Source organism: Ideonella oryzae (genome assembly GCF_024055665.1).
In the GTDB taxonomy this organism is placed as follows: Bacteria; Pseudomonadota; Gammaproteobacteria; order Burkholderiales; family Burkholderiaceae_C; genus Ideonella; species Ideonella oryzae.
Genome location: NZ_JAMXMC010000012.1, coordinates 65,450 through 87,672 on the forward strand (window position 1 = coordinate 65,450; position 22,223 = coordinate 87,672).

The following is a 22,223-nucleotide window of genomic DNA, read 5'->3' on the forward strand; positions in this document are numbered from 1 at the left end:
CTGCGTGGTCACTGTCCACCCCAATGGGGTTCGTCATGGGTTGTTCCCTGGATGGTTCAGGCATGGGCGCATGAACGCTGAGTTCATTCACCCCCTCGGGCTGAAGGTCCTCGGGAACACCACCACGCGGTCACGGTCTCGCATCTTGTAGGCCAGCGCCAGTCGGTTGGCGTCTCCTTCGACCTGTCCAACCTCTTCCAGGAAGTCCGCAGCCAGCGTTCGGGTGCGGAAGCCACTCTTGTCCACAGGGCGGTCCAGGATGACCTCGTACATGCGCTGCAACTGCGGCAGCGTGAACGGCTCGGGCAGCAGGTAGGCTGGCAAGGAGGTGTACTCCACCTTGCTGAGCAGGCGCGCCACCGCAGCCTCCAGGATCTCGCCATGATCGAAGGCCATGCCCGGTTGGCCCGAAGTGGTTCTCACCGGCGCCCAACGGACATCGGCCGCGTTGCCTCCCTTCATGGGCTTCAGGTCGGCTCCGGGTACCAGGGCGAAATAGACGTGGGTGGCGGACCAGCCACGCGGATCCCGGTCCCGACTGCCCCAACTGCCCAATTGCTCCAGGTAGGGACTGGCGATGCCGGTCTTCTCCTTGAGCTTGCGCCGCGCACATGCCAGCAGGTTGGTGTCGCGCGCTACATCCACATAGCCCCCAGGCAGCGCCCAGCGCCCGGGAAAGGGCTCACCTTCCGTCTGGGGTCGCTGCACCAGCAGCACCTTCAACTCGCCGTCCAGCACCGTGAAGATCACAACGTCCACGGTGGTGAGGGGGCGGGGGCGCTCCATGTCCTGCGCGCGGGTCGGCTGATCTGAAGCGTGGGCTGGCTTCGCGTTCATCGTGCACTCCTGGCATAAGCCTCTGGCTTGACGGGATCGATTACGGGTTGTATTGTGCAACCCATAAGAGTTGCACTGTACAACTCATGAGGAGAGCAACATGTTCGGCATCCGATTCATCAAGTCCCAACCCACGGTCCACCTGATGCAGTTCCGCGGTGGTCGTCTCGTGCGCGAGGGGGCGGGCCAGTCCTTCTACTACTACGCACCATCGAGCACGCTGGTGGCGGTGCCCCTGGCCAGCCAGGACCGCGCCTTCATGCTGGAGCTGGTGACCGCGGACTTCCAGAGCGTGACGGTCCAGGGCCAGGTGACCTACCGGATCAGCGATCCCCAGCGCATCGCGACCATGATGGATTTCGCGGTGGCCGCCGACGGGAGCTATCTCTCGGAAGATCCCCGGCGTCTGGGCGAGCGGATCGCCCTGCAGGTCGAAGTCATCATCCAGCAGGCGGTGCAGGGTCTCGGTCTGAAGGACGCTCTGCGGGCCTCAGCCGACATTGCCCGGGCCGCCGCGCGCCAGCTGGCCGCCCAGGCCGAGGTGGTGTCGCTGGGCCTGGAGGTGCTGGGTGTGTCCATCATGGCCATCAAGCCCACACCCGACATCGCCCGCGCCCTGGAGGCCGAGGCGCGTGAGTCGAACCTGAAATCCGCGGACGACGCGGTCTACCTGCGGCGCATGTCGGCCGTGGAGAAGGAGCGGGCCATCCGGCAGAACGAGCTAGACACCGACATCGCCGTCGAGCAGAAGAAGCGCCAGATCCAGGAAGCCAAGATGGACGCCAAGGCCGTGGCCATGCGGCGGGAGAACGAGCTGCGAACCGAGCAGATGGACGCGGACGTCGCACTGGAGACCCAGCGCAAGGCCTTTGTCGACGAGCAGGCCCAGAACAGCCGCACCTTGGCCCAGGCCGAGGCGCACCGCGTCTCGGCCGTGATGCAAGCCCTGGGTGGTGCAGACCCGCGCATCATCCAGGCACTGGCCGCCACCGGCATGCAGCCGGGCCAGCTCATCGCCCAGGCCTTTGGCGGCATTGCCGAGCGGGCCGGCAGCATCGGGCAGTTCAACATGTCGCCCGAGCTGCTGCAGAGCCTGATGGGCGTCACCCGCGCCCCCCAGGTGAGCGCATGAGTGCCGAGCGCAAAGTGGTGCTGGTCACCCGCCGCACGCGTCTGGAAGAGCTGGTGGCGCGCCACCACACCCTGGGCCAGGCCCGCTTCTATGTGGAGCATCTGGGCGCGGACTTCACCGACTACCTGCGGGAGAACACCGCCTATGCGCGCAGCCTTCAGGTGGTGGTCGAAACCCTGCAAGCCTGGGGCCGCTACCAGGTGGTGGACCGAGGCTACCTGGCCAACTTCGTCTTCTCGCCGGACGACATCGTCGTGACCCTGGGGCAGGACGGGTTGGTGGCCAACACCCTGAAGTACCTCGATGGCCAACCCCTGATCGGCCTGAACCCTGAGCCGACGCGGTGGGACGGACTGCTGCTGCCCTTCACACCGGACAGCCTGGCCACGGTGCTGCCCCAGGTGGCGGCCGATCGGCGCCCGGTGAAGACCGTCACCATGGCTCAGGTGACGCTGTCGGACGGGCAGACCCTGCGCGCCGTCAACGACCTGTTCATCGGCCCGCGCACGCACACCTCGGCCCTCTATGAACTGGAGATCGGTGGACACAGCGAGCGCCAGTCCTCTTCCGGCGTCATTGTCTCCACCGGCTTGGGCTCCACCGCCTGGCTGAGAAGCATCGTCACTGGCGCAGCGTCCATCGCCCAACGACTGCAGCCGGGCCGGCCCGTGGTCTATGAGCCGCAGGCCTGGGATGCCCAGCAGCTGACCTTTGCCGTGCGCGAGCCCTTTCCCAGCCGGGCCTCGCAGACCGAACTGGTGTTCGGCACCGTCACGCGTGAGCAGCCTCTGAAGCTGCGCTCACGCATGCCGGACAACGGCGTCATCTTCTCCGACGGCATCGAGGTGGACTTCCTGCGCTTCACCGCCGGGGTGGAGGCCACCGTGACCCTGGCGCCCACGCAGGGGCACCTGGCCGTGTGAAGAAGGCCGCCGCGATGAAGTGCTTCCTGGAAGAAGCAGACAGCCTCGATGCCAGCGAGATGCCTACACCTGCCCCAGCAGATCGCGATAAGTCCCTGCACCAACGCGTCTGGTGCAATGCCCAGCCGGGCCATCAGCGCATGGGCCTCGTCCACGCCGGCCGGCGGCGACCCATCGCCCACCAGCATCACCTCCAGCCCCTTGAAATCGCCCAGGCCCTGAACGCGGTCCACGTGCACGCGGGTGCGTCCCACCTGATAAAGCGTGCGCTGCTTGATGACCCGCCCCGCCTGGCAGGGGAAGAAGGTGTCGTCCTGCGCGATGGCGGTGGGACCCGCTGATGGTGATGGTGATGGTGGCCGTTTGCACGGACAGGGCGTCCAAGGTCATCGACCCGGGCCTTGATCTCGATGTTGCGAGGCATGGGACGGAACAATACAGGGTCAGGGTGGCCGCAGGGTGATCTTGTGGAGGGCACGATAAAACGCATACACTTCGTATACGTTTTGTATATGAGGCACCCATGGGCATCGTCAAGATTTCCGAGCAGATGCACGAGAACCTGCGCGTGGCGGGAAACGCCCTGAGCCGGTCCATCAACGCGCAGGCAGAACACTGGATGCGGGTGGGCATGCTGACCGAGATGCACCCCGACCTGGACTACCGCGAGATCTGCCAGCTGCTGATCCGTGCGGAGCTCGCCGGAGGGCTGGACATCGCCGGGGCTGCCACAGGCCAGTTCGAGAAGCCCAAGGCGTCCGCCACCGGGAAACACTGATGGCACGCCAGGTGGTGATCAAGTCTGCGGACGAGGTGGCGATGGCACGGCGGGCCGGCCAGCTTGCCGCAGAGGTCCTCAGCATCATCGAGCCCCACGTCGTGCCTGGCGTCAGCACCGAGGCCCTGGACCGCATCTGCCACGACCACATCGTGAATGTGCAGGGCGCCATTCCGGCCAACCTGGGGTACCACGGCTACCCGAAGACCATCCTCACCTCCGTGAACCAAGTGGTCTGCCACGGCATCCCCTCGCCGGAGAAGATTCTGAAGAAGGGCGACATCGTCAACATCGACGTCGCCGTCCTCAAGGATGGCTGGTTTGGCGACACCAGTCGCACATACTTCGTGGGCACGCCCGGCATCCTGGCCCGGCGCCTGGTGGAGACCACCTGTGAAGCCATGCTGGCCGGCATCCGGGCGGTGAAGCCCGGTGCCACCCTGGGCGATGTGGGCCACGCCATCCAGTCCGTCGCACACCGGGAAAACTTCAGCGTCGTGCGCGAATACTGCGGCCACGGCATCGGGCAGATCTACCACGAAGACCTGCAGGTGCTGCACTACGGACGGCGGGGCGAAGGCCTGCGGCTGGAACCCGGGATGGTCTTCACCATCGAGCCGATGCTCAACGCCGGCCGGCGTGAAACCCGGCAACTGCCCGATGGGTGGACCGTGGTGACCCAGGACAGATCCCTGTCCGCCCAGTTCGAGCACATGGTGGCGGTCACGCCTTCAGGGCATGAAGTGTTGACGCCCTGGCCCAAGGGCACGGGAACCGTGCCGGCTGACTGACACGCCGTGGCGGGACCTAGCGCAGCTTGGTGCGTGACAGGCGCCTGGCGTTGGCCACGGCCTTGCGATGCACCGGCTCAAGCCCTTTGCCGATGACGCCCAGCGCAGCGCCTTGAACCTGCGTTGCAATGGACCCTGCCGACAGCAGGCTCCCTGGACAAGGCATCCAAAACGACTGAAAGAGCGAGACGGCCAGGGCTTGATTGGCACGAATGGCCTGCAATGTCATGGCGCCCCATGACTCGAAAAAGGCTTGCCCCTTTTCCGTCACCATCCGCTCGAACTCCTTGCGATCGCGCTCAGAGGGCGTGGCGCCCGCAAGCGCCATGCGGGCGACGCGATGCGCCACCACCTGAGGGGCAGCTAGCGCGAGTTCCGCTGCCTGGGTGGCAACAGAGGCAGACTTTCGGGAACGACGAACGGTCATGGGGCTTCCTGGGTGCAACAGCATTGTGGACCTGGTGGCACACCGCGTTCCAGCCAGCAGGCTCGCTCGACGGCGCCCGGCGATCGCTCGCCACCCGTCGACCGCAAGCGCCTGGGTGGATCTGCGATCATGAAGCATCTCCCGCCCTGCCCCGTCCTGGTCGACCCCGCGCCCCAGGCCCCGAGCCCATGAAAGCCTGCCCTTCCCTTTGCCTGTCCTGGCTTGCCACCGTGGCCCTGTGTGGGGGCGCCACCGGCGTGGCCCTGGCGGCAGAAGCTGCCGCCGCGCCGGCCAGCACGCCGGCACCCATGGCGCCCGTGACGGTGCCCTTCGACTTTTCCAAGTCGGCGGTGGAGGTGGACGTGAGCGTGCACGGCACGCCGCTGCACATGCTGCTGGACACGGGGGTCAACCCCTCGGTGATCGACCTGGCCACGGCGGACAGGCTGGGCCTGCCGGTGGACCGCGGCGATGGTGGCGAGGCCAGCGGCTTTGGCGATGGCCAGGGCGCGGCGGTGTTTCCCGCCACGGTGGCGGGCCTGGCCATCGGCGGCCAGAGCTTTGCCGGCTTCGACGCCCTGGCGGCCGACATGGGCGGCATTTCCGCCGGGCTGGGGCGCCGGGTGGACGGCGTGCTGGGCTACAGCTTCCTGTCGGACAAGACGGTGCTGGTGGACTATGTGGCACACCGTGTGGCCATCCTGCCGCGGGCCGAGGACGCAGCGCCGTTGACCCAGGCCTGCAAGACGCGCTGGACCGCCACGCTGAAGACCGTGGACAGCTTCCCGGTCATTCCGGACTTCCGCCTGGGCGAGGCCCGCGCGCCGGTCAGCCTGGACACGGGCTCCACCGGACAGATCGGCCTGTTCCAGAGCGCGCTGGGCCTGCCCGGCGTGCGCGCCGCGCTGCAGGACGCGGGCACGGTGGTGCGCACCGGCGCGCGGGGCCAGGCCCGGTCCACCCGCTACCGCTTCGATGCGCCGGTGGGCTTCGGCCCCTTCACACTGCCCGCGGGCGCGTCAATGAGCACCTACGCCGACGCCGGCGCCACCGACACGCGGGTGGCCAATGTGGGCAACCAGTTGCTGGCAGCCCTGGGCCTGAAGCTGCTGCTGGACTACCGGGGCCAGACCCTGGGCTTCTACGGCGATTGCCTGGCCGGCTGACGGCGGAAACGCCCGGTAAGCCCGGGCAGCGCGGCGCTTCTCGGCCCTTCAGGTGCCGAGCTGTCAGCCTATCCTGACTCTTGGTGGATCGTCGCCCTGGCGCCGGAAGGCAGGCCACGGGTGGCGTGCCGTGGGCGGCCCACCGGGACACAGGATCGGACAATGCACCTGCGATTCACCCTGAGACGCAAGGCCCTGCTGTGGGGCGTCACCCTGGTGGCGGTTGCCATGACGCTGCTGGCCTGGATCCAGGCCCGGCAGCTGGGCGACGACTACAACGCCCTGATCCAGGACCAGCAGGGCGCGGTCGCGCAGCAGATGGCGGACGACCTCAGCGACCGGCTGGACACCCGGCTGGCCATGCTCGAGCGAGCTTCGCTGGCGGTGCCGCCCCAGGCCATGACGGACCCGGTGGAACAGCGCCGGTTCTTTGACCGGCTCAGCGGCGCCCGCCCCTTCTTCGATGGCATGGCCCTCATCGCCCTGGATGGCAACATGGTGGCCAACGACCCGCCGCTGCACGGCAAGCACATCAATGTGGCCGACCGCGAGTACTTCGCGACCGTGATCGCCACCGGTCGTTCCACCATCTCCAAGCCGCTGAAGGCTCGGACCACGGAACAGCCGTCCGTGCTGATGGCCGTGCCCGTCAAGGATGCCGATGCCCATCTCATCGGCATCCTCGCTGGCGGGCTGAACCTGTCGCGGACCGATCTCTTCAGCGGCGCCAGGCGCACCGCCGCCAGCATGGACGCCAATGTCGAGATCACCACCGGCGGCGCCGAGCGGATCTACATCGTGCACCCGGACCCGACCCGGCTGCTTCAGTCCGCCATGGCCATGCCGCCCCAGGGCCGTGGTGCGGACGACGATCTGCACAGCGTGGCCACGGTGCGCAGCAGCGGCTGGCAGCTGCACCTGGTGACGCCCGACGAGGCCACGTTCGCCCCCCTGTACGCGGCCCGGCACCGGACCCTGGCCGAGATTGCCGCGTTCGCCCTGGCGGCGGCAGCGGCCGTGTGGTGGGGGGTGGGACTGGCGCTGCGCCCGCTGGGTCGCCTGAAGGAGGCCATGCGTCAGCTGCGCGAACAGCGAAACCCGCTGTGGCTGTCCGTCCCCCAAGCCGACGACGAGATCGGCGACCTCGCCCGGGCCTTCTCCGAGCTCATGCGCCAGTCGGCAGACCACCAGGCCGAGCTGGCCGCCGTGGCCGATGCCTCGCCGCTGGGTCTGTTCCGCACGAACGAGCACGGCGAGATCACCTACACCAATGCGGCCTACCAGGCCATCCTCGGGACCAAGGACTCGGTGGACCTGCACGGCTGGACGGACCTGCTGCCGGGCCCCGAACGCCCGGCGGGCACCGAGGTCTGGCAGCGGGCGCTCTCGCGTCGCGCATCCTGGCGGACGATGCAGAGCCTGCGCCGCCCGGATGGCACGCAGGTGCTGGTGTCGATCCGGATCGCGCCCATCGTGGTCGATGGCCAGCTGCGCGGGCATGCCGGCACCTTGTCCGACATCACCGAGCGCGCACGCAACGAGAAGGCGCAGCGCACGCTGACCGCCGTGTTCGACGCCACCACGGACCTGGTGATCCAGTCGGATACGGATGCGCAGATCACCTACCTGAACCCGGCTGCACGGCGCGTGCGCGGATGGAGCAGCACAGACCCTTGCCAGGGCCGGATGCTGGCCGAGTACCTTCCGCCCGTGACCGTCCAGCAGTTCTCCAAGGAGGTGCTGCCACAGGCCGCGCGAAGCGGGCTGTGGGTGGGCGAGAGCTGGTTCTACAGTCGGGACCTTCGCGAGGTGCCTGCCAGCCTGATGGTCATCGCGCATTGCGATGATCGCGGCAAGGTGGAGTACTTCTCGGGCATCTTCCGGGACATCTCCGAGGAAAAGGCCAGCCGGGAAGCCCTGCGCCAGAGCGAGCAGACGCTGCGCAGCCTGACCGACGCCCTGCCCATCCTGGTGGCCGCGGTCGACCAGGACGAGCGGTACCTGTTCGCCAACCCGGCCTACATCCAGGCCATGCAGGACCAGGGCGACACACCGCTGGTGGGCCGGACCATCCTGGAAGTGCTGGGCCCCGGGGTCTACCAGTCCATCAAGCCCTTCGTGGACCGGGCCATGGCCGGGGAGCGTGTGAGCTACGAGCGCGAGCGCTACATCGGCCAGACGCGCCGGATCCAGGAAGCCGTCTACATCCCGCAGTTCGATGCCAATGGCGCCGTGCGGGGTGTCATCGTGGTGGTGCAGGACGTGACCGAGCGCAAGCGCGAGGAAATGCTCCTGCGCGAGATGGCCCATGTCGATCCCCTCTCCGGCCTGCTCAACCGGGCCGGCTTTGACGATCGGCTGCAGGCGATGGTGGCCACTGCCCGCAAGAACGACAGCCGGATCGGCTTCCTCTACATCGACCTCGACCGCTTCAAGGCGGTCAACGACACCTACGGCCATGCCACCGGCGACAACCTGCTGAGGATCTTCGCCCAACGCCTGCGCAACGCCCTGCGGCCGGACGACCTGGTGGCCCGCCTGGGTGGCGACGAGTTCGCCGTGGCCATCGGCAACGCCAGGGACATGACGGTCGCCGAGGTGGTGGCGGAGAAGATCATCACCATCGCCGGCACCCAGTTCTGGATCGACGGCAACGCCATCTCCGTCGGCGCCAGCGTGGGCGTCAGCATCTGGTCGCCCGAGGAGCCGGGAGTGGAACTGGCCCTCCAGCGGGCCGACACCATGCTCTACGAGGCCAAGGAAGCCGGGCGCGGCCAGTACAAGGCGGGCGGCGCCGAGGTGACGCCCCCGCGCATACCGGCCTGAGGTTGAGGCCACACGAACCCGCGAAATTCCGTTCAATACAGCCACGGGCCGCCCCGCCACACTCGCGCCTTCCGATGAAGACGTGTGTGGAGGTGTGGGGTGACGGCACTCTTGCTGGCAATGGGAACGTTTGCGTTGATGGGGGCCATCACGCCGGGTCCGGTGAATGTGCTGGCCATCCGCCATGGCGCGGCGGCGGGCCGGCTGACGGCGCTGGCCTATGTGCTGGGCGCCAGCCTCAGCTATGCGCTGGTGGTGTGGCTGATGGGCCGGGGCGGCGCCTGGCTGCTGCGCGAGGCCTGGGCCGTGCAGGGCGCGCGCTGGCTGGGCGCGGCCTACCTGCTGCACCTGGCCTGGCGGGTGGCCACCGCGCCGCCCATGGCGCTGGCCGGCCCGCCGGACGCGCCGCGGCATGCGGCCTGGGCCGCCCTGGCCGCGCTGCGGGACGGGGGCCTGACGCAGTCGCTCAACCCCAAGGCCTGGCTGGTGGCGCTGTCGGGCATCGGCCTGTTCGTGCTGCCGCAGGAGGATGCGCGGGCGGCGCTGGGGCTGTTCTGCGCGGTGTCGCTGCTGGCCTGCGGCCTGGGCGTGGGCTGCTGGGCCCTGGCCGGCCGGCTGCTGGCGCGGGCCCTGGCCCAGCCGGCGCGCCAGCGTGCGTTCAACCGGGCGATGGGCGCGCTGCTGGCCCTGAGCGTGGCCAGTATGCTTGGCTGACCTGCTCCAACACGCCATGCCCAGTTCCGCCCCCAGCCCGCACCGCATCCACCGCCACCCGGCCGCGCCTTGGGCGGCCCTGCGCGTCAGCGTGGGCACGCAGGACTGCTACCGCCCGCATTCGCACCCGGAATATTCGGTGGGCATCGTGGACGAAGGCGGCGCCTCCTTCCACCACCCCAGCGGCCCGCAGCCGGTGCGGGCCGGCTCGGTGGTGCTGATCGAGCCGCAGGTGGTGCACGCCTGCAACCCGGCCGCCGGTCAGCCCTGGTCCTACCGCATGCTGTTCGTGGACGCCGCCTGGCTGCACGCCGCGGTGGCCGGGGTGTGGGGGCTGGCCCAGGTGCCGCAGGGGCTGCGCTTCATGTCCCGCTGTGTGAATGACCCGGCGGTGAGCGCCGTGGTGGACCGGCTGTGCCAGCCCATCCGTGACGCCGCCACTGCGCAGGCCCTGGCCGAGGCGCTGCCGCGCGTGCTGGCCGGCTGCCTGGTGGCCGGCCCGCCGCAGGACACCGCCCCCGTGCCGGACGAACTGCGCCCCGCCATCGCCGCCATGCAGGGCGAGGTCGGCCAGCGCCTGACGGTGCAGGCCCTGGCCCAGGCCTGTGGCATGAGCACCCCGCGCTTCATCCGCCGCTTCCAGGCGGTGTTCGGCCTGACGCCGGGCAGCTACCTGCAGAACCAGCGCCTGAACGGCGCGCGGCGCCTGCTGGCCCAGGGCAGCGCGCTGGCCGACACCGCCCAGGCCATGGGCTTTGCCGACCAAGCTCATCTGCAGCGCAGCTTCAAGGCCCACCACGCCATGACGCCGGGCGTCTACCGGCCGCCGCGCCGCTGAGCCGCCTCGGCCCAGGCACGGGCGATGTGGCGCAGCTTCTCGGGGTTGCGCTGGGTGTGGATGCGGGTGATGCGCTGGCCGTCCGTCTCCAGGCCCTGGGCCGATTCCAACTGGCCGCCAATGAAGCGCAGCAGGCCCCACTGGCCGTTGAGCCGCACCAGCTCGATGCGCTGTTCGGTGTGGTCGCGTTCGCTGCGGCGCCACACCGCGTGGTAGAGCTGGGCGATGCGCCGCCCACCGGCCAACACCTTGCCGAAGCTGGCCACCACGCCACCGCCATCGCTGATCAGCTCCGCATCCTCGGCCAGCAGGGCCTGCAGGCGGGCAAAGTCGCCCCCGCGGGCGGCTTCGGCAAAGCCAGCCAGCAGCCGCTGGTGCTGGGCCGGGCTGACGTTCTGGCGCGGCCGATCTGCCTTGAGCTGGGCCTTGGCGCGCGAGACGATCTGGCGGCAGGCCGCCTCGCTCTTGCCCAGGGCCTGGGCCACCTCGGCGTAGTCGGCGTCAAAGACCTCGCGCAGCAAAAAGGCCGCCCGCGCCTCGGGGCCCAGGCGCTCCAGCAGGGCCAGAAAGGCCATGGAGATGTCGTCGGCCCGCTCCAGCAGGGCCTCGGGCGTGGCGGGCAGCGCCACATGGGCGGCGGGCCGGGGTTCTTCCTCGTCCAGCCAGGGTTCGGGCAGCCAGAAGCCGACGTAATGCGCCCGCTGGGCCTGGGCGCTGCGCAGCCGGTCAATGGCCAGGCGGGTCGTCACCGTCACCAGCCAGGCCTCGGGCTGCGCCAGCGTGGCGCGGTCAGCCGCATGCCAGCGCAGCCAGACGTCCTGCACCAGTTCCTCGGCGTCGGCCACGCTGCCGAGCATGCGGTAGGCGATGCCCTGCAACCGGGGCCGCAGGCGGTCGAACAGGGCGGTGTGGGGGTCCATGGCAACTCAGACGGACCCGCCCGGTGGTTTGTGACAGGCACCGGGGCGGTCTTGATGCTTTCTTGATGCGGGAGCGCCGATTCTTGTCCACGGCTTGATGGCATGCTTCCTAGCATGACTTCATCGACATGGAGGTTGTCATGCCCGTCTTTGAATGGACCGCCGCCGCACTGGCGGTCGGTCTGCTGGTCTACCTCGTTGCCGCGCTGCTGCGGCCGGAGGATTTCTCATGAACACCGCCGCCTGGCTGCAACTGGCCGTCTTTCTGGCGGTGCTGGGCGTGCTGGCCTGGCCGCTGGCACGCTGGATCGACGCGGTGATGGCCGGCCGCCTGGCCTGGCTGAACCGGCTGGAGGCGCCGCTGTTCCGCCTGGCCGGTGTGCGGCCGCAGCAAGAGGCCGGCTGGAAGCGCTACACCCTGGGCCTGCTGCTCTTCAATGGCCTGGGCGTGCTGGCGGTGTACCTGCTGCAGCGCTGGCAGGCCGTGCTGCCGCTCAACCCGCAGCAACTGCCCGCGGTGGCGCCGGACCTGGCCTTCAACACCGCCATCAGCTTCGTCACCAACACCAACTGGCAGGCCTATGGCGGCGAAAGCACGATGGGCTATCTGACCCAGATGCTGGCGCTGACGGTGCAGAACTTCCTCTCCGCGGCCACCGGCATCGCGGTGGTGGTGGCGCTGGTGCGCGGCTTCGCGCGCCACTCGGCCCAGGCCATCGGCAATGTCTGGGCCGACCTGAGCCGCGCCACGCTGTGGGTGTTGCTGCCGCTGTCCTTCGTGTTCGCGCTGGTGCTGGTGGGCCAGGGGGTGATCCAGAACTTCCGCCCTTACACCACGGTGCAGATGGTGGAAACCGTGCACTGGCAGGAGCCCCGCCTGGGCACCGACGGCCAGCCTCTGAAGGACGCCCAGGGCCAGCCGGTTCTGGACGACAAGCAGGACGCGCACCAGACCCTGGCCATGGGCCCGGTGGCTTCGCAACTGGCGATCAAGATGCTGGGCACCAACGGCGGCGGCTTCTTCAACGCCAACTCGGCCCACCCGTATGAGAACCCGACGCCGCTGTCCAACTTCCTGCAGATGCTCAGCATCTTCCTGATCCCGGCGGCGCTGTGCTTCGTCTTCGGCCGCATGGTGGGCGACGCCCGCCAGGGCTGGGCGGTGCTGGGGGCCATGACGGCGATGTTCGTGGTCATGGCCGTGCTGGCCACCGTGGCCGAGCAGCAGGGCAACCCGCTGCTGAGCGCGCTGGGCACCGACCCGACGGCCAGCGCGCTGCAGAGCGGCGGCAACATGGAAGGCAAGGAGGTGCGCTTCGGCATCAACGCCTCCGCGCTGTTCGCCACCATCACCACCGCGGCCTCCTGCGGCGCGGTCAACGCCATGCACGATTCCTTCACCCCGCTGGGCGGTGCCATGCCCCTGGTGCTGATGCAGCTGGGCGAGGTGGTGTTCGGCGGCGTGGGCTCGGGCCTGTACGGCATGCTGGTCTTCGCCATCCTGGCGGTGTTCATCGCCGGGCTGATGATCGGCCGCACGCCCGAGTACCTGGGCAAGAAGATCGAGACCTTCGAGATGAAGATGGTGGCCATCGCCATCCTCGTCACCCCGCTGCTGGTGCTGGGGGGTACCGCGCTGGCGGTGCTGACCGAGGCCGGCCGCGCCGGCCTGGCCAACCCGGGGGCGCACGGCTTCTCGGAAGTGCTCTATGCCTTCAGCTCGGCGGCCAACAACAACGGCAGCGCCTTCGCCGGGCTGTCGGCCAACTCGCTCTTCTACAACCTGAGCCTGGCGGTGGCCATGGCGCTGGGCCGCTTCGGCGTCATCGTGCCGGTGCTGGCCATCGCCGGTTCGCTGGCCGCCAAGAAGCGCCTGGCCGCCACCGAGGGCACCCTGCCCACCCATGGCCCGCTGTTCATCGTGCTGCTCATCGGCGCGGTGCTGCTGGTGGGCCTGCTGAACTACGTGCCCGCCCTGGCCCTGGGCCCGGTGGCGGAACACCTGAGCCTGTGGGCGCATTGAAGGAGGCCCCCATGACACGCCAAACCCTGAAACTCTTCGACCCGGTGCTGCTGCGCCCGGCCCTGCTGGACGCACTGCGCAAGCTCAGCCCGCGGGTGCAGTGGCGCAACCCGGTGATGTTCGTCGTCTACGTGGGCAGCGCCTTCACCACGGCCCTGGCCATCGCCCAGCCCAGCCTGTTCACCCTCGGCGTGGCGCTGTGGCTGTGGTTCACGGTGCTGTTCGCCAACTTCGCCGAGGCCCTGGCCGAGGGCCGCAGCAAGGCCCAGGCGGCCAGCCTGCGCGGCCTCAAGCGCCAGACCTGGGCCAAGCGCCTGACCCACTACCAGCGCGGCCTGCCGCGCGAGCAGCTGCAATGGCACCCGCTGGAGGCCGACGCGCTGCGCAAGGAGGAGCATGTGCTCATCGAAGCCGGCGACGTGGTGCCGGCCGATGGCGAGGTGGTGGACGGCGTGGCCTCGGTCGACGAGAGCGCCATCACCGGCGAATCGGCCCCGGTCATCCGCGAATCGGGCGGCGACTTCAGCTCCGTCACCGGCGGCACCCGCGTGCTGTCGGACTGGATCGTCGTGCGCGTCACGGTGAACCCGGGCGAGACCTTCGTCGACCGCATGATCGCGATGGTGGAAAACGCCAAGCGGCAGAAGACACCCAACGAGATCGCGCTGACCATCCTGCTGGTGGCGCTGACCATCGTCTTCCTGGGCGTGGTGGCCACACTGCTGCCCTACTCCATCTTCAGCGTGCAGGCCTCGGGCGCCGGCCAGCCGGTGGGCCTGGTGGTGCTGGTGGCCCTGCTCGTCTGCCTGATCCCCACCACCATCGCCGGCCTGCTTTCGGCCATCGGCGTGGCTGGCATGAGCCGCATGATGCAGGCCAACGTCATCGCCACCTCCGGCCGGGCGGTGGAGGCCGCGGGCGATGTGGACGTACTGCTGCTGGACAAGACCGGCACCATCACCCTGGGTAACCGCCAGGCCACGGCCTTCGTGCCAGCGCCGGGCGTGAGCGAGCAGGCCCTGGCCGACGCGGCCCAGCTGGCCTCGCTGGCCGACGAGACGCCCGAGGGCCGCAGCATCGTGGTGCTGGCCAAGCAGCGCTTCCAGCTGCGCGAGCGCGATCTGGGCAGTCTGCAGGCCGAATTCGTGCCCTTCACCGCCCAGAGCCGCATGAGCGGGGCCGATCTGCCGCTGCCCGGCGGCGGCCTGCGCCAGCTGCGCAAGGGCGCGGCCGATGCGGTACGCCGCCATGTGGAAGCGCTGGACGGCGACTGGCCGGCCGTGCTGCAGGCCAGCGTGGAAGACATCGCCCGCCGCGGCAGCACACCGCTGGTGGTGGCCGACGGCCGCCAGGCCCTGGGCGTGGTGGAGCTCAAGGACATCGTCAAGGGCGGCATCCGCGAGCGCTTTGCCGAGCTGCGCCGCATGGGCATCCAGACGGTGATGGTGACCGGCGACAACCGCCTCACCGCCGCCGCCATCGCGGCCGAGGCCGGGGTGGACGACTTCCTGGCCGAGGCCACGCCCGAGGCCAAGCTGGCCCTGATCCGTGAACACCAGGCCGCCGGTCGCCTGGTGGCCATGACCGGCGACGGCACCAACGACGCCCCCGCGCTGGCCCAGGCCGACGTGGCGGTGGCGATGAACACCGGCACCCAGGCCGCCAAGGAGGCCGGCAACATGGTGGACCTGGACAGCAACCCCACCAAGCTGATCGAGATCGTCGAGACCGGCAAGCAGATGCTGATGACCCGCGGCTCGCTGACCACCTTCAGCATCGCCAACGACGTGGCCAAGTACTTCGCCATCATCCCGGCGGCCTTCGTCAGCACCTACCCGGCGCTGGGTGCGCTCAACGTGATGCACCTGGCCAGCCCGGCCTCGGCCATCCTGTCGGCGGTGATCTTCAACGCGCTGATCATCGTCGCGCTCATCCCGCTGGCCCTCAAGGGCGTGCCCTACCGCGCGGTGGGCGCGGCCCTGCTGCTGCGCCGCAACCTGCTGATCTACGGCCTGGGCGGCGTCATCGTGCCCTTCATCGGCATCAAGGCCATCGACCTGCTGATCGCCGGCCTGGGCCTGGCCTGAACGAAACCGAAGGAGTCTTTCATGAACACCCTCGCTTCCCCCGCCACCGGCGCACGCGCCGCGGCCCCGGCCGAAGGCCTGTGGCGCCCGGCCCTCGTGCTGTTCGCCGCCCTCTCGCTCATCACCGGCCTGGCCTACCCGCTGGCCGTCACCGGCGTGGCCCAGGCCACCCTGGCCGAGACCGCCAACGGCAGCCTGGTGCTGCGCGACGGCCAGGCCGTCGGCTCGCGCCTGATCGGCCAGCCCTTCAGCGACCCGGCGCACTTCTGGGGCCGGCCCTCGGCCACCAGTCCCATGCCCGACAACGCGGCCAACTCGAGCGGCTCCAACCTGGGTCCCAGCAACCCGGCCCTGGTGGCCGCGGTGAAGGACCGCCTCCAGGCCTTGCACGCGGCCGACCCCAGCCAGACCGCCCCGGTGCCCATCGACCTGGTGACCGCCTCCGCCAGCGGGCTGGACCCGCACATCAGTGTGGCCGCGGCGCAGTACCAGCTGCCCCGCATCGCCCGCCTGCGCGGCGTGCCCGTGGCCGCCCTGCAGGACTTGGTGGCCCGCCACACCGAGGGGATACTGCTGGGGTTCCTGGGCGAGCCGCGGGTGAACGTGCTGCTGCTCAACCTGGACCTGGACGCGCGCTACCCCACCACCGCCCCTGCCGCCCCCACGCCAGCCCACCCCCTGACCTGACCCTGCGATGACGGACGACACCCGGCCCGACCCCGACGCCCTGCTGCGCCAGGTTCAGGCCGACGAAGCCCAGGCCCGGCGTGGCCGGCTGAAGATCTTCTTCGGCGCCAGCGCGGGCGTGGGCAAGACCTGCGCCATGCTGGTGGCCGCCCAGGCGGCCCGGGCCGGCGGCACGTCGCTGGCCGTCGGCGTGGTCGAAACCCATGGCCGCGCCGAGACCGAGGCCCTGGCCCAGGGCCTGCCCCGCCTGCCACTGCGCCAGGTACCCCACCGCGGGCGGGTGCTGGCCGAGTTCGACCTGGACGGCGCGCTGGCCTTCGGCCGCGAGCATCCCGGCGCCCTGCTGCTGCTGGACGAGCTGGCGCACAGCAATGCGCCCGGCTCGCGCCACCCCAAGCGCTGGCAGGACGTGGAGGAGCTGCTGGAGGCCGGCCTGGACGTCTGGACGACGGTCAACGTCCAGCACCTGGAGAGCCTGAACGACATCGTCTCGGGCATCACCGGCGTGAGGGTCTGGGAAACCGTGCCCGACAGCCTGTTCGACGCCGCCGACGAGGTGGTGGTGGTGGACCTGCCGCCCGACGAGCTGCTGGCCCGGCTGAAGGCCGGCAAGGTCTATGTGCCGCACCAGGCCGAGCACGCCGCCGCCCACTTCTTCCGCAAGGGCAACCTGCTGGCCCTGCGCGAACTGGCCCTGCGCCGCACCGCCGATCGGGTGGACGAGCAGATGCAGGACTGGCGCCGGCGCAGCGCGGTGCCGGTGGTGTGGCCCAACCGCGAGGCCCTGCTGGCCTGCGTGGACGACAGCCCCGAGGCCGAGAAGCTGCTGCGCCGCTGTGCCCGCCTGGCCACCCAGCTGGACCTGCCCTGGCACGCCCTGCATGTGGAGACCCCCGCCTCGGCCCGGCGGCCGGAGGCGCAGCGCCGCCGGCTGGAGCGCAGCCTCAAGCTGGCGCAGGACCTGGGGGCCGAGGTGGCCACCCTGCCCGCGGCCGAGCTGGCCCCGGCCCTGGTGCGCTACGCCCGCGAGCACAACCTTTCGCGCCTGGTGATCGGCCGCCGCCCCCGGCACGGCTGGCTGGCCTGGCTGCCCTGGCGGCACCCACTGGCCGAGCAGGTGGCTGCCCTGGCCGAGGACCTGGACCTGCTGCAGGTGGCCCTGCCCGCCGCGCGCGACACCGGCGGCCCACCGCCCCGGGGCGGCCGGCCCGCCACCGCGTCGCCCGACTGGCGCGGCCATGGCGCCGCGCTGGCGGCCTGCGCCCTCACCGCCCTGCTGTGCACGCCGCTGCGGCCCTGGCTGGAGCTGAGCAACACCGTGATGCTCTTCCTGCTGGTGGTGGTTGGCGTGGCCCTGCGCTACGGCCGCAGCCCGGCGGTGCTGGCGGCCTTCGTCGGCGTGGGCCTGTTCGACTTCTTCTTCGTGCCGCCGCGCTACTCCTTCGCGGTCAGCGATGTGCAGTACGTGCTGACCTTCGCGGTGATGCTGGTGGTGGCGCTGGTGATCGGCCAGCTCACCGCGGGGCTGCGCTTCCAGGCCGACGAGGCCCAGCGGCGCGAGCACGGCATGCGCCGGCTCTACGAGATGGCACGCGACCTCTCCGCCGCACTGCAGCCCGAGCAGGTGGCCGAGATCGGCAGCCGTTTCCTGACCGCGGAGTTCCGGGCCCAGGTCACCGTGCTGGCCGCCGACGATGAGGGCCATCTGCATCCGCTGCCGGGCGGGCGGGCCACGGTGGACATGGCCGTGGCCCAGTGGGCCTTCGACCGCGGCGAGCCCGCCGGCCGCGGCACCGACACCCTGCCGGCCGGCGCCTGCCTGATGCTGCCGCTGCGCGCGCCCATGCGCAGCCGCGGCGTGCTGTGCGTGGAGCCGGCCGCGGGCGAGCCCGCCCCCGGCCCCGGCCAGCGCCAGCTGCTGCAGACGGCGGCCTCGCTGCTGGCCATCTCGCTGGAGCGCATCCACTACATCGACGTGGCCCAGACCAGCACCCTGCAGATCGAATCGGAGCGGCTGCGCAACTCGCTGCTCTCGGCCATGTCGCACGATCTGCGCACGCCGCTGGCCTCGCTGCAAGGCCTGTCCGAGACCCTGGCCTGGACCGAGCCGCCGCTGGCCCCAGCCCAGCAGCAGACGGTGCAGGCCATCCAGCAGTCAGCCCGGCGCATGAGCGCGCTGGTCAACAACCTGCTGGACATGGCCCGGCTGGAAGCCGGCGCGGTGCAGCTGCGCCGCGACTGGCTGCCGCTGGAGGAGCTGGTGGGCAGCGCGCTGGCCGAATGCCAGGGGCAGCTGGGCACGCGGCCGGTCACGGTGCAGCTGGCCGAGGACCTGCCGCTGCTGGCCCTGGACGCCACGCTGTTCGAGCGCGTCTTCGTCAACCTGCTGGAGAACGCGGCCAAGTACACCCCGGCCGGCAGCGCCATCGAGATCCGCGCCCGGCGCGAGGGGCCCGAGGTGATCGTTCAGGTGGACGACCACGGCCCCGGCCTGCCCCCGGGGCGGGAGGAGGCGGTGTTCGAGAAGTTCGAGCGCGGCCAGCGCGAAAGCGCCACGCCGGGCGTGGGCCTGGGCCTGGCCATCTGCCGCGCCATCGTGCAAGCCCATGGCGGCCGCATCCAGGGGCAGAACCGGCTGCAGGGCGACAAGATCATCGGCGCCCGCTTCACCCTGCGCCTGCCGGTGGGCCAGCCGCCCACCGACGACGGCAGCGCGCTGGCTGGTTAGCATCCCGGCCATGAGCGAGCCCCTGCCCCGCGTGCTGGTCATCGAAGACGAGGCCGACATCCTGCGCTTCATCCGCCTGGCCCTGGAAAGCCAGGGGCTGGAAGTCCACACCGCCGACAGCCTGCAGCGTGGTCTGATCGAGGCCGGCACCCGGCGGCCCGAGCTGATCGTGCTGGACCTGGGCCTGCCCGATGGCGACGGGGTGGACCTGATCCGCGACCTGCGGCAGTGGTCGGCGGTGCCGGTGATCGTGCTGTCCGCCCGCAGCCGCGAGGCCGACAAGATCGCCGCGCTGGATGCCGGCGCCGACGACTACCTGGTCAAGCCCTTCGGCAGCGGCGAGTTGCTGGCCCGCGTGCGCGCCCAGCTGCGCCGCCACAGCCAGCAGGGCGCCCAGGGCGAGCCGGTGCAGCGCTTCGGCGACATCACGGTGGACCGGGTGCACCGCAGCGTGCAGCGCGCGGGCGAGGCCCTGCACCTCACCCCCATCGAGTACCGGCTGCTGACACACCTGCTGTCCCAGCCCGACCGGGTGGTCACCCACGCCCAGCTGCTGCAGGCGGTGTGGGGCCCCGGCCACCGCGAGGACACCCACTATGTGCGGGTGCACATGGCCAATCTGCGCAAGAAGATCGAGGCCGACCCGTCCCGGCCCCAGCACCTGCTGACCGAGACCGGCGTGGGCTACCGGCTGGTGGGCCTGGCGGGCTGAGGCTCAGCCCTTGCCGCGCAGCAGGGCGCTCATCAGGTTGTCGAAGGGCAGGTCGCACAGCTGCTGCCACATCACCTGCTCGGAGCGGAACTTGGCCCAGTGGGCGTGGATCTTCTTGAAGGGCGCGCTCTTCTCGGCCATCTCGGCATAGAGCTCGTTGGCCGCGCCGAAGGCGGCCTGCGTCACCTCCTTGGGGAAGGCGCGCAGCAGCGCCCCGCCGGCCACCAGGCGGCGCAGGGCCTGCGGGTTCTCGTTGTCGTACTTCATCGTCAGCCACTGGTTGGCCTCGGCCGTGGCGGTGCGCAGCGCCGTCTGGTAGAGCGCCGGCAGGGCGTTGAGCGCCTTGAGGTGGACGAACAGGCCCAGCGTGGCCGAGCCCTCCCACCAGCCCGGGTAGTAGTAGTACTTGGCCACCTTCTGCAGGCCCAGCTTCTCGTCGTCCAGCGGGCCGACGAACTCGGCCGCGTCGATCACGCCCTTTTCTAGCGCGGGGTAGAGGTCGCCCGCGGCCAGCTGCTGCGGCACCACGCCCAGCTTGGCCAGCACCATGCCGCCCAGGCCGCCGATGCGGAACTTCAGGCCCTTGAGGTCGGCCACCGACTTGATCTCCTTGCGGTACCAGCCGGCCATCTGGGCGCCGGTGTTGCCCACCGCCATCACGGTGACGTCGTAGGGCGCCAGGAACTCGTCGATCAGGGCCTGGCCGCCGCCCTCGTAGAGCCAGGCGTTCTGGGCCCGCAGGCCCAGGCCGAAGGGCATGGCGGTGTGGAAGCCGAAGGCCGGGTCCTTGCCGATGTAGAAGTAGCTGGCGCTGTGGCCCGCCTCCACCGTGCCCTTTTGCACCGCGTCCAGCACGCCCAGCGGCGGGACCAGCTCGCCGGCCGGGTGGACGGTGATGTTGAACTTGCCGCCGGTGAGCTCGCCCACCCGCTTGGCCACCATCTCCATCGCGCTGAAGATGCCGGTCAGGCTGCGCGGGTAGCTGGAGGCCACGCGCCAGCGGATCTCGGGGTTGCCCGTCTGGGCCAGGGCCGGGGCGGCCAGGCTGGCCAGGGCGCCCCCCATGGCACCGGATTGGACGAGGAAGTTGCGACGGCTCATTGGCTTGTCTCCTGTTGGTGTTGTGAGAACCCGAACCCGGTTTGTACGCCAGCCCAGCGGCGGGGGGCTCAGCCGTGGCGGATGGCCACGGTCTTGAGCACGGTGAAACCCCAGAGGGCCTCGAAGCCCTTCTCCCGCCCGTGGCCGCTGGCCTTGACACCGCCGAAGGGCAGCTCCACCCCGCCACCGGCCCCATAGTTGTTGATGAAGACCTGGCCGCAGCGCAGGCGCCGGGCCAGGCGCAGCTGGCGCGCGCCGTCGCGGGTCCAGACGCCGGCCACCAGGCCGTAGTCAGTGCCGTTGGCCAGGCGCACCGCCTCGGCCTCGTCGTCGAAGGGCATGGCCACCAGCACCGGGCCGAAGATCTCCTGCTGCGCCAGCGGGTGGCCGGGCGGCACGTCGCGCAGCAGCACGGCGGCCTGGTAGTGGCCGGTGGCGGCGGCCTCGGGGTGCACGCTGCCGCGGGCGGCCACGCGCAGGCCGTCGGCCTCGGCCTGGTCCAGAAAGCCGCGCACCAACGCCTGCTGCCGCGCGTTCACCAGCGGGCCCATCTCCAGGTCCAGCGCCGGGGGGCCGGCCCGCAGGGCCTGGAAGCGCTCGGCCAGCCGCGCCAGCACCGTCTCATAGACGCTGCGCTGCACCAGCAGCCGGCTGCCGGCCGAGCAGGTCTGGCCCGCGTTCTGGACGATGGCGTTGACGATGACCGGCAGGGCGGCGTCCAGGTCCGCATCGTCGAAGAGGATCTGCGGCGACTTGCCGCCCAGCTCCAGCGTGACCGGGCAGTGGTGCTGGGCCGCGGCCTCGGCCACCCGGCGCCCGGTGGCGGCCGAGCCGGTGAAGGAGATGTGGTCCACGCCCGGATGGGCACACAGGGCCGCGCCGGCCTCGGCGCCGTAGCCGGTGACCACATTGAGGGTGCCCGCCGGAAAGCCCAGCTCGGCCGCCATCTCGGCCAGCCGCAGCGTGGACAGGCTGGCGTCCTCGGCCGGCTTGACCACGCAGGCATTGCCGGCCGCCAGGGCCGCGCCCACCGTGCGGCCGAAGATCTGCATCGGGTAGTTCCAGGGGATGATGTGGCCGGTCACGCCGTGCGGCTCGCGCAGCGTCAGCACGGTGTAGCCGCTCTCGTAGGGCAGGGTCTCGCCGTGCAGCTTGTCGCAGGCGCCGGCGTAGTACTCCAGGTAGCGGGCCAGGGCCAGGGCGTCGGCCCGCGCGGTGCGCAGCGATTTGCCGGTGTCGCGCGCCTCCAGCTGGGCCAGGGCCTCGGCCTGCTCGCCCACCCGCTGGCCCAGCTGCGCCAGCAGCCGGCCGCGCCGGGCCGCCGCCAGCTGGCCCCAGGGGCCGTCCAGGCACTCGCCCACGGCCGCGCGGGCGGCCCGCACCGCTGCGTCCACATCGGCCGCGTTGCCGCGGGCCAGGCTGCCGAAGCAAGTGCCGTCGCTGGGGTCCAGCACGGGCAGGGTGTCGCCCGACGCGGGGGCCTGCCAGGCGTTGGCGATGAAGTGCTGCATCGTCTGCATGCGGGGTCTCCAG

General features: G+C 70.5%; 20 protein-coding genes. 15 read left to right on the forward strand and 5 right to left on the reverse strand.

The window, feature by feature from the left end; genetic code table 11:
• Positions 1 to 87: 87 nt before the first annotated feature.
• Complete coding sequence (locus M0L44_RS18785; protein WP_252771594.1) at positions 88 to 837, reverse strand: NUDIX hydrolase; 750 nt, start codon at positions 835 to 837, stop codon at positions 88 to 90.
• Positions 838 to 937: 100 nt separating this feature from the next.
• On the opposite strand from M0L44_RS18785, the gene M0L44_RS18790 reads away from it, so the two are divergent.
• The 5 genes from M0L44_RS18790 to map all read left to right on the forward strand — a co-directional run bounded on the left by M0L44_RS18790 (position 938) and on the right by map (position 4,461).
• The gene (locus tag M0L44_RS18790) at positions 938 to 1,969 is read left to right on the forward strand and encodes an SPFH domain-containing protein (RefSeq protein WP_252771596.1); all 1,032 of its coding nucleotides are present in this window, start codon (positions 938 to 940) and stop codon (positions 1,967 to 1,969) included.
• Positions 1,966 to 2,892, forward strand: a complete 927-nt coding sequence (locus M0L44_RS18795) for a diacylglycerol kinase catalytic domain-containing protein (protein WP_252771598.1) — start codon at positions 1,966 to 1,968, stop codon at positions 2,890 to 2,892. Before M0L44_RS18790 ends, M0L44_RS18795 begins: the two co-directional genes overlap by 4 nt.
• Entirely contained in the window at positions 2,889 to 3,233 is a 345-nt protein-coding gene (locus M0L44_RS18800; protein WP_252771600.1) for a hypothetical protein, read from the forward strand. Before M0L44_RS18795 ends, M0L44_RS18800 begins: the two co-directional genes overlap by 4 nt.
• A gap of 182 nt (positions 3,234 to 3,415) precedes the next feature.
• Positions 3,416 to 3,670, forward strand: coding sequence for a ParD-like family protein (locus M0L44_RS18805; RefSeq protein ID WP_252771601.1), 255 nt, complete (start codon positions 3,416 to 3,418; stop codon positions 3,668 to 3,670).
• Positions 3,670 to 4,461 carry a type I methionyl aminopeptidase gene (gene map, locus M0L44_RS18810; RefSeq protein ID WP_252771603.1) on the forward strand — a complete coding sequence of 264 codons (792 nt, stop codon included), beginning with the start codon at positions 3,670 to 3,672 and terminating at the stop codon, positions 4,459 to 4,461. The genes M0L44_RS18805 and map overlap by 1 nt, the downstream gene beginning before the upstream one ends.
• A 16-nt stretch (positions 4,462 to 4,477) precedes the next feature.
• Here map and M0L44_RS18815 read toward each other — a convergent pair whose 3' ends face one another.
• Entirely contained in the window at positions 4,478 to 4,888 is a 411-nt protein-coding gene (locus tag M0L44_RS18815; protein WP_252771607.1) for a polyhydroxyalkanoate granule-associated phasin, read from the reverse strand.
• 188 nt (positions 4,889 to 5,076) lie between these two features.
• Here M0L44_RS18815 and M0L44_RS18820 point away from each other — a divergent pair, with 188 nt between their 5' ends.
• From M0L44_RS18820 to M0L44_RS18835, 4 genes are all read left to right on the forward strand, one after another.
• Positions 5,077 to 6,054: a retropepsin-like aspartic protease gene (locus M0L44_RS18820; protein WP_252771609.1), complete on the forward strand. Its 978-nt coding sequence runs from the start codon at positions 5,077 to 5,079 to the stop codon at positions 6,052 to 6,054.
• 162 nt (positions 6,055 to 6,216) lie between these two features.
• Entirely contained in the window at positions 6,217 to 8,880 is a 2,664-nt protein-coding gene (locus tag M0L44_RS18825) for a PAS domain-containing protein (RefSeq protein WP_252771612.1), read from the forward strand.
• Between the two features lie 120 nt (positions 8,881 to 9,000).
• A complete protein-coding gene (locus tag M0L44_RS18830) occupies positions 9,001 to 9,594 on the forward strand; it encodes a LysE family translocator (RefSeq protein ID WP_252771614.1) in 594 nt (197 codons plus the stop codon).
• Between the two features lie 16 nt (positions 9,595 to 9,610).
• Positions 9,611 to 10,432, forward strand: coding sequence for a helix-turn-helix domain-containing protein (locus M0L44_RS18835; RefSeq protein WP_252771616.1), 822 nt, complete (start codon positions 9,611 to 9,613; stop codon positions 10,430 to 10,432).
• Here M0L44_RS18835 and M0L44_RS18840 read toward each other — a convergent pair.
• Positions 10,411 to 11,352, reverse strand: coding sequence for an RNA polymerase sigma-70 factor (locus M0L44_RS18840; RefSeq protein WP_252771618.1), 942 nt, complete (start codon positions 11,350 to 11,352; stop codon positions 10,411 to 10,413). The two genes, M0L44_RS18835 and M0L44_RS18840, sit on opposite strands and share 22 nt — an antisense overlap.
• A 140-nt stretch (positions 11,353 to 11,492) precedes the next feature.
• Between M0L44_RS18840 and kdpF the strand changes: the two genes are divergently transcribed.
• From kdpF to kdpE, 6 genes are read left to right on the forward strand one after another with little or no spacing between them, the layout of a single operon-like run.
• Positions 11,493 to 11,585, forward strand: a complete 93-nt coding sequence (kdpF, locus tag M0L44_RS18845) for a K(+)-transporting ATPase subunit F (RefSeq protein ID WP_252771620.1) — start codon at positions 11,493 to 11,495, stop codon at positions 11,583 to 11,585.
• Positions 11,582 to 13,375, forward strand: coding sequence for a potassium-transporting ATPase subunit KdpA (gene kdpA / locus M0L44_RS18850; RefSeq protein WP_252771622.1), 1,794 nt, complete (start codon positions 11,582 to 11,584; stop codon positions 13,373 to 13,375). Before kdpF ends, kdpA begins: the two co-directional genes overlap by 4 nt.
• A gap of 11 nt (positions 13,376 to 13,386) precedes the next feature.
• Positions 13,387 to 15,462, forward strand: coding sequence for a potassium-transporting ATPase subunit KdpB (kdpB, locus tag M0L44_RS18855; protein ID WP_252771624.1), 2,076 nt, complete (start codon positions 13,387 to 13,389; stop codon positions 15,460 to 15,462).
• Between the two features lie 21 nt (positions 15,463 to 15,483).
• The gene (gene kdpC / locus M0L44_RS18860; RefSeq protein WP_252771626.1) at positions 15,484 to 16,149 is read left to right on the forward strand and encodes a potassium-transporting ATPase subunit KdpC; all 666 of its coding nucleotides are present in this window, start codon (positions 15,484 to 15,486) and stop codon (positions 16,147 to 16,149) included.
• Between the two features lie 7 nt (positions 16,150 to 16,156).
• The gene (locus M0L44_RS18865) at positions 16,157 to 18,877 is read left to right on the forward strand and encodes a DUF4118 domain-containing protein (RefSeq protein WP_252771628.1); all 2,721 of its coding nucleotides are present in this window, start codon (positions 16,157 to 16,159) and stop codon (positions 18,875 to 18,877) included.
• A gap of 10 nt (positions 18,878 to 18,887) precedes the next feature.
• Entirely contained in the window at positions 18,888 to 19,589 is a 702-nt protein-coding gene (kdpE, locus tag M0L44_RS18870) for a two-component system response regulator KdpE (protein WP_252771630.1), read from the forward strand.
• Positions 19,590 to 19,592: 3 nt separating this feature from the next.
• Here kdpE and M0L44_RS18875 read toward each other — a convergent pair whose 3' ends face one another.
• Together M0L44_RS18875 and M0L44_RS18880 are read right to left on the reverse strand one after the other, a co-directional pair.
• Positions 19,593 to 20,690 (reverse strand): TRAP transporter substrate-binding protein, encoded by a 1,098-nt coding sequence (locus M0L44_RS18875; RefSeq protein WP_252771632.1) that lies wholly within the window; start codon positions 20,688 to 20,690, stop codon positions 19,593 to 19,595.
• Between the two features lie 68 nt (positions 20,691 to 20,758).
• A complete protein-coding gene (locus M0L44_RS18880; protein ID WP_252771635.1) occupies positions 20,759 to 22,210 on the reverse strand; it encodes an aldehyde dehydrogenase family protein in 1,452 nt (483 codons plus the stop codon).
• Positions 22,211 to 22,223 lie beyond the last annotated feature (13 nt).